The sequence below is a fragment of the Kitasatospora sp. NBC_00315 genome, assembly GCF_041435095.1.
Lineage (GTDB): Bacteria > Actinomycetota > Actinomycetes > Streptomycetales > Streptomycetaceae > Kitasatospora.
Genome location: NZ_CP108025.1, coordinates 3,600,431 through 3,614,054, shown reverse-complemented (window position 1 = coordinate 3,614,054; position 13,624 = coordinate 3,600,431). Strand labels below are relative to the sequence as shown.

The window sequence follows — 13,624 nt, the reverse complement described above, 5'->3', positions numbered from 1 at the left end:
CACTGGGAGTACCGGACCGACCCGTGCAGTAAGGATGTCCACTCGTGAGCAGCAAGTCGCCGAGCAGCACGCAGCCGACCAGCACGCCGCAGGCCGACCCCGCAGGGGCCGACGCACGGCCGGGCGGCCCGCGCCCGGCCGGCACGGCCCACGCCACGCTCCGCTACACCTCGATGCGGGCCACCATCTTCCTGGCCTGCCTGCTGCTCGCCCTGCTGCTGGGGCACTTCGGGATCATCCCGGTGACCGGGACGACCGGGTACATCTTCCTGGTCGGCCTGGCGGCCCTGGTCTCGGCGCCGCTCAGCTACGTCCTGCTCAGCAAGCAGCGCGACCAGATGTCGGCGCAGATCGTCGAGAAGGTCTCCGGCCGGCGCAGCCGTACCGCGGACCGGATCGCCGCCCAGAACGCCGAGGAGGACGCCGCCGACGACGCGGCCCGCGCGGCCTCCGCGGCAGCGGCCGTCCCGGCCCCCGCCGCGTCCGCGCCCGCGTCCGCCCAGCAGAACTGACCCACGTGCCACCCGCCGAGAGCTCCGCGGGCGGCCGCTCCGTACCGCTCACCCCGCCCGCCCCCGTCCGGCGCCCCACCGGCCGCGACGTGGCCCGGGTGGCCGGTGTCTCGCAGGCCACGGTCTCCCTGGTGTTCTCCGGTTCGGAGGCCGGCCACCGGGTGTCCGAGGCGACCCGGCAGCGGGTGCGCGAGGCGGCCCGGGGCCTCGGCTACCGGCCCCAGGCGGCCGGGCGTCAACTACGGCTCGGCCGCAGCGGGATGATCCTGCTGGCCGTCCCCAACATCCTCGGCCCGTTCTTCGGCCGGGTGCTCTCGGGTGTGCACGAGGAGGCCGGTCGGCACGGTCTCGCCGTGGTGGTCAGCTCCGGCTGGGGCAGCGCGACGCTGGCCGAGGCCGCGACCACCAGCCGGTTCGACGGCCTGCTGATCTGCTCGCCGGACGACAGCCAGCTCGGCGAACTGCCGGCCGACACCCCGGTGGTCCTCCTGGACGCCGACCCCGGCACCGACCGGGCCCGCCCGACCGTCGAACTCGACGTCGCGGGCGGCATGCGCGCCGCCGTGGCCCACCTGGCCGCGCTCGGCCACCGCCGGATCGGCCACCTGCGCTCGACCCACAGCGCGTACACCTTCCGGGTCCGCCAGGCGGCCTTCGAGCAGGCCGCCCGCGAGCTGGGTCTGGAGGTCACGGAGATCGGCGTCACGCTCAACGAGGGCCAGGCCGCCGCCCGCACCGCCGCCCACGAGCTGCTCAGCGGCCCGGCCCGGCCGCGGGCGGTGATCTGCGACGACGACGTGGTGGCCTCGGGCGTCTACCAGGCGGCCGCCGAACTGGGACTGCGGATCCCCTCCGACGTCTCGGTGGTCGGCATCGACAACATCCCGGTGGCCGGTCTGCTCGCCCCGCCGCTCACCACGGTCGACCTGCCCGGCGAGGAGCTGGGCCGGGTCGGCCTGGCCGCCCTGGCCGGCCTGCTGCGCGGCGAACCGGTCGGCCCGGTCGGCCCGGCCGCCGGGCTCGCCACCTCGCTGGTGCTGCGCGCGTCCACCACGGCCGCGACCTGAGCGGCGCCGCCGTCGGCGGGCCCGCGCTGCGGCAGCGGCCGGCTCGGCCCACCGGGAACAGCGGCCCGCTCAGCCCACCGGGACGGGCGGTGCGGCGGGCGCCGAGGGCGCCGTCGTGAACCAGCGGCGGGCACCGAGGAGCAGCAGTCCGCCGAGCCCGATGCCGCCGGCCGCGCAGAGCGCCACCGCGCGCAGGGAGGTGTCGACCAGCGAGCCCGAGACCGCGTACCCCAGGGCGTTGCCGCTGGCGAAGAGCGTGATCAGCCAGGCGAACGCCTCGGTGACCGTGCCGGTCGGGGCCAGCTCGGCGATCAGCACGAAGGCCGCCGCGAGCAGGGGGGCCAGACCGATGCCGGAGAGCAGTGCCAGCGCGCACGCCGCCAGGCTCTGCCCGAGGCCGGCCCCGGCGGCCAGGCCGGGGAGCAGCAGCAGCGGCAGGTAGGACAGGGCCATCCCGAGGGCCATCACCCAGGTGCGGGTGGCGGTGCTGCTGCGCCACTTCACCGCGCCGTACGCGAGCGCGCCGGTCAGGCCGCCGAGGGCGGCCAGGGCGAGCAGGGTGCCGGCGCCGCCGGGGAGGCCGGGCCGCTGCTCCGCGTACGCGATGAACAGCACGTTCTGGGCGCCGACCGTCCAGCCGGCGCCGGCCAGGCCGATGAGCAGCAGGACCAGGCCGGGGGAGCGCAGCGGTCCGAGCAGACCGGCCGAGTGCGCGCGCGGCGGGGCCTGCCAGGCCCGGGCGGGGGCGGCGGTGGCGACCACCAGGGCGCCGGCGAGTCCGAGCCCGGCGGCCGTCCACAGGGCGGCGACGGGGCTGAACGCGGCGGCGATGCCGGCGACGGCGAGCGGTCCGGCGACGTAGAGGATCTGCTGCGCGGCGGAGTCGAAGGCGTACGCGGTGTCGAGCTGCTCCTCGTCGACGACGGCGGGCCACAGGGCGCGCAGACAGGGTTCGAGCGGGGGCATGGCCAGCCCGGCGACCGCCGCCCCGAGCGGGGCGGCGAGCGCGGAGCCCGGCGCGAGCGCGAGCAGGGCGTAGCCGAGGCCGGCGACGACGGCCGAGGCGAGCAGCACCCGGGGCTGGCCGGTGCGGTCGACGATCCGGCCGAGCACGGGCCCGCCCACGGCGGCGGCGATCGCGTAGGCGGCGGTGGCCAGGCCGATCCGGCTGTAGGGCGCGCCGGCCTCCCGCAGCGCGAGGGCGACGACGAGCGCCGTCATGCCGGCCGGGAGGCGGCCCAGCAGGGTGCCGAGCAGGAGTCGGGTGACGTGCGGGGCACGGAGCAGGGCGAGGTAGCCCATCGGGGCGGTCTCCCGGGTGAGGGCAGGGCGGATGGAGGACTGAGAGGAAAGTTATACGTATAACTGCACTCGGTCAACCCGTGCCGGATGATCGAAGTGATGGTGCGTCAGGTTCGTTCGTGCCCGCATCTCAAACAAGTACTTTGAACATCTCAAATCTTTACTGCTAATGTGCTGCCCATGACCACCACAGGCGCACTTCGAATGCAGGGCCGGGGCAGCACGCCCACGGCCGGCATGCGCCTGCCCGGTGCTGTGGACGGCCCGCGCGCCTGTCGCGCCATCAGCTGTATCTAGGCGACACGTCCCCGAGTCACCTCCCCCGAGGTCGAGCCTCCGCGCCGTGCCGCCCGCCCTTCCCCCACCGTTCGGAAACTCCCTCCCCCGGAGCCGCACCGCCATGTCCGCAGCACCCGAGGCGACCACGTCGCCCTCCCTGCTCGCCCGAGTCCGGAAGACCCCGTTCTGGGTCCAGATCGTCGCCGGTCTCGTCCTCGGCGTCCTCCTCGGCTACATCGCCCGGGCCGCCGACGTCTCCTGGCTGGCCACCACGCTGTCGACCATCGGCAAGACCTTCGTCCAGCTGCTCAAGCTGGCCGTGCCGCCGCTCGTCTTCACCGCGATCGTGGTCTCGGTCGCCAACCTCCGCAACGTCACCAACGCCGCCCGGCTGGCCGGCCGCACGCTGCTCTGGTTCCTGATCACCTCGCTGATCGCGGTCGCCATCGGCCTCGGCCTGGGCCTGCTGACCGACCCGGGCCAGGGCACCAACCTCTCCACCGAGGGCCTCAAGGCGCCCAAGGGCGGCGGCACCTGGGTCGACTTCCTGACCGGCATCGTGCCGACCAACATCGTCGCCTCGTTCAGCGAGGTCAACGTGCTGCAGATCGTCTTCCTGGCGGTCGTGGTCGGCGCCGCGATCATCAAGGTCGGCGAGCGGGCCGCGCCCGTTCTGAAGCTCAGCGAGACCGTCCTGGAGCTGACCCAGACCGCCCTGTGGTGGGTCATCCGGCTCTCCCCGCTCGGCACCCTCGGCCTGATCGGCAAGTCCGTCGCCACCTACGGCTGGGACCTGCTCAAGCCGTTCGCGACCCTGACCGCGGACGTCTACGTCGGCTGCGCCCTGGTGCTCTTCGTGGTCTACTCGCTGCTCCTGAAGTTCGTCGGCGGCCTCAACCCGCTGAACTTCTTCAAGGGCGCCTGGCCCGCGATCCAGCTGGCCTTCGTCTCCCGCTCCTCGGTCGGCACCCTGCCCGTCACCCGCCGCGTCACCGAGCGCCTCGGGGTGCCGAGCGAGTACGCCAGCTTCGCCGTCCCGTTCGGGGCGACCACCAAGATGGACGGCTGCGCCGCGATCTACCCCTCGCTGGCCGCGATCTTCGTCGCGCAGGTCTACAACATCGACCTCGGCATCCGTGACTACCTGCTGATCGCCTTCGTCTCGGTGATCGGCTCCGCGGCCACGGCCGGTCTCACCGGTGCCATCGTGATGCTGACCCTGACCCTCTCCACCCTGGGCCTGCCCCTGGAGGGCGTCGGCCTGCTGCTCGCCATCGACCCGATCCTCGACATGATGCGCACCGCCACCAACGTGGCCGGGCAGGCGGTCGTGCCGATCCTGGTCGCGGCCCGCGAGAAGACGCTCGACCTGGTCGCCTACAACAACCCGACCGGCGACCTGTACAACGAGACCCCGGTGGCCTCCGTCCCGGCCCAGTCGGGCGAGAAGGTGCCGGCCGCCGTCTGACGCCGGACCGCATGACGTCCCGTGAGCCCGCTCCCCCGCCGGGGGAGCGGGCTCACGGGCGTTCCGGCCGGACGCGACCGGACCGAGCGGCACCGGGCGGGCAAAGGCAGGGGGCCCGCCACGTCCTGGACGTGGCGAGCCCCCTTGGGTGTTGCTCGTTGTGCTCATGGCGGCGACAGCCAGGGCCACCGGTGGACCCAACGGGGGTCCCGAGCGATCAGATCATCAGAGGATGGTCAGATAGCGGTGACGTTCTCCGCCTGCGGGCCCTTCGGGCCCTGAGTGACGTCGAAGCTGACCGCCTGGTTCTCCTCCAGCGAGCGGAAACCGTTCGCGTTGATGGCGGAGTAGTGGACGAAGACGTCGGGGCCGCCGCCCTCCTGGGCGATGAAGCCGAAGCCCTTCTCAGCGTTGAACCACTTGACGGTTCCCTGAGCCATGCCGTTCTCCTTGCGAGGGACGATTGGGTACCACACCGCGTGGAACCTGGTCCGCTGCGCTGATCGCCCTGCCTCCGGAGTGGGTCCGGAGTTTTTCGATATTGCTGAAAAACTACAAAAAGCCTGCGGTTACATGCTCCGCAGGCTTCAAGTACTGCAAGGGGAATCAAACTGCAACTGAGGGCAACGCTAGCACGCAGGCCCGGTCGCGACCAGGGGTGACTTGAGGGCCGGACAGGGTGTGTCGGAGGGGCCCACCGGACGGACGGGACCGCCGGCCGAAGACGCCCGGGGGAGCCCCGGGAGCCCTGCGATACGGCCGGACAGGGCGTGTCGGACGGCCGGTGGGGGCTGCGCCGAGCACCGGGCATACCCTGCGGAGAGAGTACGAACAGCAAGGGAGCTAGCAGTGGCTGTGCAGGATGGGAGTGCCCCGGCGACGCCGGTCAGGCCCCGGGTCGGACATATTCAGTTCCTGAACTGCGTACCCCTCTACTGGGGCCTGGCCAGGACCGGAGCGCTGCTCGACCTCGACCTCACCAAGGACACCCCGGAGAAGCTCAGCGACCGCCTGGTGGCCGGTTCGCTCGACATCGGCCCGATCACCTGCGTGGAGTACCTGCGGCACGCGGACGAACTGGTCGTCCTGCCCGACATCGCGGTCGGCAGCGACGGGCCGGTGATGTCCTGCGTGATCGTCAGCAAGGTGCCGCTCGCCGAGCTGGACGGCCGCCGGGTCGCGCTCGGCTCCACCAGCCGCACCTCCGTGCGGCTGGCCCGGCTCCTGCTGGAGGAGCGCGAGGGCGTCCGGCCCGAGTACTTCAGCTGCCCGCCCGACCTGGACGCGATGCTCGCACGGGCCGACGCCGCCGTGCTGATCGGTGACCCCGCGCTGCGGGCCTCGCTGGAGCAGGCCCCCCGCCAGGGCCTGGCCGTGCACGACCTCGGCGAGATGTGGAAGGACTGGACCGGCCTGCCCTTCGTCTTCGCCGTCTGGGCCGCCCGCCGGGAGTTCGTCGAGAGCCGGCCGGAGGCCGTCGCCGCCGTCCACCGGGCGTTCCTGGAGTCGCGTGACCTCTCCCTGGCCGAGGCCGGACAGGTCGCCGAGCAGGCCGCCCGCTGGGAGGCCTTCGACGCCGCCCTGCTGGAGCGGTACTTCAGCGAGGCCCTGGACTTCTCGCTCGGCGAGCGCCAGCTCGCGGGCATCGCCGAGTTCGCCCGCCGGATCGGCCACGACAGCGGCTTCGCCCCCGACGTCGCCGTCCGGCTGCTGGAGCCCGCCGCCACCGCGTAGCCGAACCGCCCCGGCGTAGCCGAACCGCCGCCGCCCAGCCGGCCGCCCCGGCGCCGCCGAACCGCCCCGGCGCCGCCGGGAGCGGCGGAGCGTCTGCCGGTGTGCCCCTCCGCGCGGCCCCGCCCCGGTACCGTCGTGCTGTCGACCGGCCGTCGAGGGGAGCGCGGGGGATGGAACCACTGGGGTCCGGGGATCCGGTGCGGGTGGGGGAGTACCGACTCCTGCGCCGGCTCGGTGCGGGCGGTATGGGCCGGGTCTACCTCGGGCGCACGGCGGGCGGCCGGACGGTCGCCGTCAAGGTGGTGCGTGGCGAACTGGCCGAGGACGCGGAGTTCCGCGCCAGGTTCCGCCAGGAGGTCGCGGCGGCCCGGCTGGTCGGCGGTGAGTGGACGGCGCCGGTCCTGGACGCCGACACCGAGAGCGAGCACCCGTGGGTCGCGACCGGCTACGTGGCGGGGCCGGCTCTCGGCGCAGCCGTCCGGGACTTCGGACCGCTGCCCCCGGCGGCCGTCCGGGCGATGGGCGCCGGTCTGGCCGACGCCCTGGCCCACGTGCACGCCCAGGGGCTGGTGCACCGCGACGTCAAACCGTCGAACGTGCTGCTCACGCTGGACGGGCCGCGCCTGATCGACTTCGGCATCGCCCGGGCGCTGGACGCCGCGACCGCGCTCACCCGCTCCGGCTTCGTGGTCGGCTCGCCCGGCTACATGTCGCCCGAGCAGGCGCAGGGGGCCGCCGCCGGGCCGGCCAGCGACGTTTTCTCGCTCGGCGCCGTGCTCGCGTACGCGGCCACCGGCGCGGCCCCGTTCGGCGAGGGGCTGAGCGCCGCGGTGCTGCTCTACCGGGTGGTGCACGAGGAGCCCGAACTCTCCGGGCTGGAGACCGGCCTGCGCGGCGTCGTCCGGGACTGCCTGGCCAAGGACCCGGCGGTCCGCCCGCACCCCGCCGTCCTGCGCGACCGGCTGGCCGCGGCCGGGACCGCCGGGGCCGGGACCGTCCGGCTGGGGCCGGGAGGCGGCTGGCTGCCGCCCGCGCTGGCGGCGGCGGTCGGCCGCAGCGCGGTGGAACTGCTGGACCTCGACCTGGACGTGGAGCCGGCGCCCGCCGTTCCCGGCCTGGCTGTCGCCGGCCCCACGCCTGTCGCCGGCCCCACGCCTGTCGCCGGTCCCACGCCTGCCTCCGGCTCCACCCTTGCCTCCGGTCCCACGCCGGCCCGGTACCGGAGCGGCCTTCGTGTGCCCGGAGCCGTCCCGGCACACGAGGCACCCACGGGCGGGGCCCCGGTCGCGCTGCCGGGCGGGGCGCCGACCGACGCGTCCCCGGCCGTGGCGGCGGCGGCAGCGGCAGCGGCGGCGCGACCGCCCGGGCGCCGGCTCAGGACGGTGCTGTTGCTCGCGCTGACCGCCGTCGGAGTGGGCGGGTTCTCGTTCGGCAGCTGGTGGCTGCACCGGTTCGACGATCAGGGTTCGACCACCATCACGACCACCACGAGCACGACCTCCTCCTCCAGCACCTCCTCCACCACCGTCTCCTCGGACAGCACCTCGTCCACCACCTGGTACCCCGTCCAGCCGGGGCGCCCGGGCGCCGGCGCCACTCCCGTGACCGGGCCGAACGCCGTCCCGGCCGCCTTCCTCGGGGTCTGGAGCGGCCAGATGACCTCCACGCACAGCGGCGCGCCGGCCGGGACCACCACCCTCACCGTCCGTCCGGCCGCGCTCGGCGCGGAGACCACCACCAGCGTCAACGGCCTCACCGGCATCCTGACGGTCACCTGTGAGGGGGCCTGGACGCTCGGCTCGGCCGCCGAGGGGAGGCTCGTCTTCTCCTCGCGGCTGCTGCGCGCCACTCCCGAGGGCGTCTGCACCGACGGCTCCGCCGAGGAGACGCTCACCCTCCAGCCGGACGGCACGATCCGATTCACCTCGGCCGACCCCGGCGCGGGCAATCCCGAGGGCGTCCTGCGCAAGGTTGGCTGACCGGCGGCGCGCTCGCTCCGCCCGGGCGGAGCGGGGCGCAGGCAGGTGCGGAGCGAGGTGCGAACAGGTGCGGAGCGGGGCGCAAACAGCTGCGGAGCAGGTGCGAAGCGGGGCGACGCGGACGCACCGAAGCGCTGGCGTAGGCTGTTTCTGCCGTGCGGCCCGACACCCGGAAGCCGTACCAAGCGCAGTACCACCGAGAGAGAGAAGGCCGCCAGGTGTCCGAGCTCGCAGCGATCCTCGACGCGTCCAGCACCGACCTGCAGGCCGTCCTCGACCGGGCGGCCGCCGGCGGCAGGATCAGCCCCGACGAGGCCCTGGCGCTGTACCGCTCCGCGCCGCTGCACGCGCTCGGCTCGGCGGCCGACGCCGTGCGCCGCCGCCGCTACGCCGGTACCGAGCACATCGCGACGTACATCATCGAGCGGAACATCAACTACACCAACGTCTGTGTGACGGCGTGCAAGTTCTGCGCCTTCTACGTGGCGCCCAAGAGCGACAAGGGCTGGTCCCGCGACCTCGACGAGATCCTGCGCCGCTGCGCGGAGACGGTCGAGCTGGGCGGCACCCAGATCATGTTCCAGGGCGGCCACCACCCGGACTACGGCGTCGAGTACTACGAGACGGCGTTCGCCGCCATCAAGGCCGACTTCCCGCAGCTGGTGATCCACTCGCTCGGTGCCTCCGAGGTCGAGCACATGGCCCGACTGTCGAAGGTCTCCGTCGAGGAGGCCATCACCCGCATCCACAAGGCCGGTCTGGACTCCTTCGCCGGCGCCGGCGCCGAGCTGCTGCCCGAGCGGCCGCGCAAGGCGATCGCCCCGCTCAAGGAGTCGGGCGAGCGCTGGCTGGAGATCATGGAGACCTCCCACAAGCTGGGTGTCGAGTCGACCTCCACCATGCTGATGGGCACCGGCGAGACCAACGCCGAGCGGATCGAGCACCTGCGGATGATCCGCGACGTGCAGGACCGCACCGGCGGCTTCCGCGCCTTCATCCCGTACACCTACCAGCCGCAGAACAACCACCTCAAGGGTTCCACCCAGGCCACCGTCTTCGAGTACCTGCGGATGATCGCGATCGCCCGGCTCTTCCTCGACAACGTGGCTCACATCCAGGGCTCCTGGCTGACCACCGGCAAGGAGGCCGGCCAGCTGTCGCTGCACTACGGCGCCGACGACCTCGGCTCGGTCATGCTGGAGGAGAACGTCGTCTCGGCGGCGGGGGCCAAGCACCGCTCCAACCTCACCGAGCTGATCCACCTGATCCGGGCTGCCGACCGCACCCCCGCGCAGCGCTCCACCACGTACGAGCACCTGCGGGTGCTGGACGACCCGGCCAACGACCCGGTCGACCCGCGGGTCGCCTCGCACATCGCGTCCACCGCGATCGAGGGCGGGACCGCGCACCCCGAGCTGAAGATCCTCTCCACCAACTGACGCGGACGCAGCCGCGATGCTGACCCTGCACCGGGCCGCCCTGCTCCGCCCCGCACCGGCCGACCCCGCCGCGCCGTCGGTTCCCGACGGCGCGGTGGTGGTGCGGGGCGACCGGATCGCCGGCCTCGGCCCGTACCGGGAGCTCGCGGCCGCCCACCCCGACGCGCGGGTCCGCGACTGGGACGGGCTGCTGACGCCCGGTCTGCTCAACCGGTACGGCCACCGGCTGCTGGAGTGCGCCTACCACCCGGACCCCCGGGAGGAGATCGGCGCCGAGCCGCTCACCGGGGCCGCCCTGGACGCCCTCGGCCTCGACGAGGCGGGCTGGGGCGCGAGCGCCCGGCGCGGCCTGCAGCGGATGCTCGCCCACGGGACGACGGCGGTCGCCGGGCCGTTCGAACGCACCTCGGTGCGGACGGCGGTGTCCCGCTCGGGGCTGCTCACCCTGCCGGGCGACGGATCCGCCGGGGGAGTTGTCGGGGGATCGGACGGGGGGCTCGACCCGCTGGCCGGTCACCGGCTCGCGGACGTCGTGCACGGAGCGCTGACGGTGGGCGCCAGAGCCGACTTCGCACTCTTCGAGCAGGACCCGTCCGGGCAGCCGGGCGCCTGCCTCGCCACCGTGCTGGCCGGCCGGCTGCTCCACCGCCGCCGCTGAGCCGTGCCTGCGCCTGCGCCTGCGCCTGTCCCTGTCCCTGTCCCTGTGCCTGTGCCTGTGCCTGTGCCTGCGCCTGCCTGCGCCCGCGTCGCCGCGCGCGGGCCGGCGGGCACCGGAGGCCGGGCCGGGTGCCGGTTCCGTGCGGGACGGCCGCAGAACCCTCCGGGAATCTCCGCAATCCGCCCCCGCTGACCGGCCGGATCCGAACTCGACCGCTGGTCAGACGCTCTGATTCCCCCTTCGCCGTGACCTGAGCCCTCGCCAGCGGATACGATCCCGGACAGCTCACCTCGTGCTCGACCCCTTTCGATCCGTACGCTCACCACCACCCGGCAGGGGCCGCTCCGGCCCCGCGGGCAAGCCAGGACAGGAACCATGCGATCCGCGACCGACACTGTGCCGCGCTCCCCGCGGTTGGGCCGTGGTTGGTACCTGGCCGCGCTGCTCAGCGCGGTGCTCGCGGTCGGCATGTGCCTGCTCGGCTGGCGCCAGACCGAACAGGCCGACCGGATCGGGGCCCATCCCGTCCAGGTCCAGGGCACCGTCACCCAGCTCTCCACCGGCGGCAGCTCCTACAGCTCGGTGAGCTACCGGGCCGGTGGCCAGCAGCACACCGCCGCCGCCCTGCCGCTCGCGGGCGACGCCAAGGTGGGGGACAGCATCTGCCTGGAACACGCCGAACAGGACGCGGGCGCCGTCCGCCTCTGCGGTGACGTCTACCCGCAGCCCGCCGGCGTCGGACTGGCCCGGATCAGCGTGCCGGTCGCCGTGCTGTTCTTCCTGCTCTGCCTGCTGCGCATCGTCCGCCACCGAAGGGCCCGCGCCGCGCAGGCCCGGGTGAGCGGCGGCCGGGTCCGGACCACCGTGGCGTTCGCGACGGAGGCGCTGGCCGACGGGATGCCGGCGATAACGCACGGCAAGCGCTCCCGCCGCCGCCGCAAGGGCGGCCGCCGGGCCCTGCACTGAACGGCCCCGCGCGGGCGGCCCGGGGACACTCCGCGGCGCGCACGGAGCCCCGTGGCCCGGGCTGTCCGTAGGAGGGTGAACAATGGGGCTGTGACCCGAGCCTCCCTGGACAAGCAGCCGCACGAAGTCGCCGCGATGTTCGACGACGTCGCGGCCAAGTACGACCGTACGAACGACGTGCTCTCCCTCGGCCAGGCCCGCGCCTGGCGGCGCGCGGTGGCGGAGGCGGTGGACGCCGCGCCGGGGCAGCTGGTCCTGGACCTCGGCGCCGGCACCGGCACGTCCTCGCTGCCGTTCCAGGAGGCCGGTGCCCGCGTCGTCCCCTGCGACTTCTCGGTGGGCATGCTCGGCGAGGGCAAGCGCCGCCACCCCGAACTGCCGCTCACCGCCGGCGACGCGACGAGGCTCCCGTTCGCGGACGACTCCTTCGACGCCGTGACGATCTCCTTCGCGCTGCGCAACGTCCAGGACACCGCGGCCGCGCTGAGCGAGATGCACCGGGTCGCCAAGCCCGGCGGCAAGGTCGTCATCTGCGAGTTCTCCACCCCGACCTGGACGCCCCTGCGGACGGTCTACACCGAGTACCTGATGCGCGCGCTGCCGCCGGTGGCCACCGCGGTCAGCAGCAACCCGGACGCGTACGTCTACCTCGCCGAGTCGATCCGGGCCTGGCCCGACCAGCCGGGCCTGGCCACCCTGCTGCAGGAGGCCGGCTGGTCGAGGGTCGCCTGGCGCAACCTCACCGGCGGGATCGTGGCGCTGCACCGGGGCTTCAAGGCCGCCCCGGCGGTCCCACCGAAGCGCACGCACAACTCGTAGACTCGTCCGCGACCTGTCCCATCCCCACAGACCAGACCAGCCGACCCGCAGTGCAGGAGTGTGCCCACCGTGTCCGAGACCGCAGTTGACCTCAGCGCCATCGGCGAGAGCGTGGAGAGCACGGCCGACGTCATCGTGGTCGGCGCCGGCCCGGCGGGCTCCACCACCGCCTACTACCTCGCCCAGGCGGGCCTGGACGTACTCCTGCTGGAGAAGACCGAGTTCCCGCGCGAGAAGGTCTGCGGCGACGGGCTCACCCCGCGCGCCACCAAGCAGCTCGTGGACATGGGCATCGACGTCTCCACCGACAACGGCTGGCTGCACAACAAGGGCCTGCGGATCATCGGCGGCGGTGTCCGGCTGGAGCTGGACTGGCCCGAGCTGTCGTCCTTCCCGGACTACGGACTGGTCCGCAAGCGGGCCGACTTCGACGAGCTGCTGGTCCGTCAGGCCGAGAAGGCCGGCGCCCGGCTGTACGAGCGCTGCAACGTCAGCGGTCCGGTCCTGGACGAGCGCACCGGCCGGATCACCGGCGTCACCGCGAAGCTCGGCGAGGAGAAGCGGGCCGTCACCTTCCGTGCCCCGCTGGTCGTCGCGGCCGACGGCAACTCCACCCGGCTCTCCCTGGCGATGGGCCTGCACCGCCGCGAGGACCGCCCGATGGGCGTCGCGTACCGGACGTACTTCACCTCGCCGCGCCACGACGACGACTACCTGGAGTCCTGGCTGGAGCTGTGGGACACCCGGGGCGGCGGCAAGCAGCAGCTGCCCGGCTACGGCTGGGTGTTCGGCATGGGTGACGGCACGTCCAACGTCGGCCTCGGCATCCTCAACTCCTCGCCCGCCTTCGGCGAGCTGGACTGGCGCGAGGTGCTGAAGGCCTGGTGCGCGGGCATGCCCGCCGAGTGGGGCTACACGCCGGAGAACATGACCGACCCGATCCGCGGCGCCGCCCTGCCGATGGCCTTCAACCGCCAGCCGCACTACACCCGGGGCCTGCTGCTGGTCGGCGACGCCGGGGGCATGGTCAACCCGTTCAACGGCGAGGGCATCGCCTACGCGATGGAATCCGGCCAGATCGCGGCGGGGGTGGTCATCCAGGCCAACGCCCGGATCACCGACGCCGGCCGCGAGCGCGCCCTCCAGGGCTACCCGCGTGTCCTCAAGGACGTCTACGGCGGCTACTACACGCTCGGCCGGGCCTTCGTGAAGCTGATCGGCAACCCGAAGGTCATGCAGCTCGCCACCCAGCGCGGTCTGACCCACCCGATGCTGATGAAGTTCACCCTCAAGATGCTCGCCAACCTGACGGACCCGCAGGGCGGCGACGCGATGGACCGGATCATCAACGGGCTGGCGAAGGTCGCGCCCAACGCCTGACGTCTGACGCCTGGCCGGGGC

General features: G+C 73.7%; 12 protein-coding genes. 10 read left to right on the top strand and 2 right to left on the bottom strand.

Translation table 11 applies throughout. The annotated features are described in order from the left end of the window. Nucleotides 1-44: 44 nt before the first annotated feature. Both OG823_RS14565 and OG823_RS14560 read left to right on the top strand, forming a co-directional pair. Nucleotides 45-512, top strand: a complete 468-nt coding sequence (locus tag OG823_RS14565; protein ID WP_371479948.1) for a DUF4229 domain-containing protein — start codon at nucleotides 45-47, stop codon at nucleotides 510-512. 5 nt (nucleotides 513-517) lie between these two features. Continuing rightward, the gene (locus OG823_RS14560; protein ID WP_371479947.1) at nucleotides 518-1,579 is read left to right on the top strand and encodes a LacI family DNA-binding transcriptional regulator; all 1,062 of its coding nucleotides are present in this window, start codon (nucleotides 518-520) and stop codon (nucleotides 1,577-1,579) included. Nucleotides 1,580-1,648: 69 nt separating this feature from the next. Here OG823_RS14560 and OG823_RS14555 read toward each other — a convergent pair whose 3' ends face one another. Next, nucleotides 1,649-2,881, bottom strand: a complete 1,233-nt coding sequence (locus OG823_RS14555; protein ID WP_371479946.1) for an MFS transporter — start codon at nucleotides 2,879-2,881, stop codon at nucleotides 1,649-1,651. 400 nt (nucleotides 2,882-3,281) lie between these two features. On the opposite strand from OG823_RS14555, the gene OG823_RS14550 reads away from it, so the two are divergent. Continuing rightward, a complete protein-coding gene (locus OG823_RS14550) occupies nucleotides 3,282-4,628 on the top strand; it encodes a dicarboxylate/amino acid:cation symporter (RefSeq protein WP_371479945.1) in 1,347 nt (448 codons plus the stop codon). Between the two features lie 236 nt (nucleotides 4,629-4,864). Here the strand turns inward: OG823_RS14550 and OG823_RS14545 are convergent, their stop codons facing one another. Further along, nucleotides 4,865-5,068 (bottom strand): cold-shock protein, encoded by a 204-nt coding sequence (locus tag OG823_RS14545; RefSeq protein ID WP_057227626.1) that lies wholly within the window; start codon nucleotides 5,066-5,068, stop codon nucleotides 4,865-4,867. 409 nt (nucleotides 5,069-5,477) lie between these two features. On the opposite strand from OG823_RS14545, the gene OG823_RS14540 reads away from it, so the two are divergent. The 7 genes from OG823_RS14540 to OG823_RS14510 all read left to right on the top strand — a co-directional run bounded on the left by OG823_RS14540 (nucleotide 5,478) and on the right by OG823_RS14510 (nucleotide 13,603). Next, a complete protein-coding gene (locus tag OG823_RS14540; RefSeq protein ID WP_371479944.1) occupies nucleotides 5,478-6,362 on the top strand; it encodes a menaquinone biosynthetic enzyme MqnA/MqnD family protein in 885 nt (294 codons plus the stop codon). A 170-nt stretch (nucleotides 6,363-6,532) separates the two neighbouring features. Further along, entirely contained in the window at nucleotides 6,533-8,341 is a 1,809-nt protein-coding gene (locus OG823_RS14535; RefSeq protein WP_371479943.1) for a protein kinase, read from the top strand. Nucleotides 8,342-8,559: 218 nt separating this feature from the next. After that, nucleotides 8,560-9,780 carry a cyclic dehypoxanthinyl futalosine synthase gene (gene mqnC, locus OG823_RS14530; RefSeq protein WP_371479942.1) on the top strand — a complete coding sequence of 407 codons (1,221 nt, stop codon included), beginning with the start codon at nucleotides 8,560-8,562 and terminating at the stop codon, nucleotides 9,778-9,780. A gap of 16 nt (nucleotides 9,781-9,796) precedes the next feature. Continuing rightward, nucleotides 9,797-10,438 (top strand): hypothetical protein, encoded by a 642-nt coding sequence (locus tag OG823_RS14525; RefSeq protein WP_371479940.1) that lies wholly within the window; start codon nucleotides 9,797-9,799, stop codon nucleotides 10,436-10,438. A 375-nt stretch (nucleotides 10,439-10,813) separates the two neighbouring features. Further along, nucleotides 10,814-11,404: a hypothetical protein gene (locus OG823_RS14520; RefSeq protein ID WP_371479939.1), complete on the top strand. Its 591-nt coding sequence runs from the start codon at nucleotides 10,814-10,816 to the stop codon at nucleotides 11,402-11,404. A gap of 90 nt (nucleotides 11,405-11,494) precedes the next feature. Beyond that, nucleotides 11,495-12,223, top strand: a complete 729-nt coding sequence (locus OG823_RS14515) for a demethylmenaquinone methyltransferase (RefSeq protein ID WP_371479938.1) — start codon at nucleotides 11,495-11,497, stop codon at nucleotides 12,221-12,223. A 99-nt stretch (nucleotides 12,224-12,322) separates the two neighbouring features. After that, nucleotides 12,323-13,603: a geranylgeranyl reductase family protein gene (locus OG823_RS14510; protein ID WP_371484478.1), complete on the top strand. Its 1,281-nt coding sequence runs from the start codon at nucleotides 12,323-12,325 to the stop codon at nucleotides 13,601-13,603. Nucleotides 13,604-13,624: the final 21 nt, after the last annotated feature.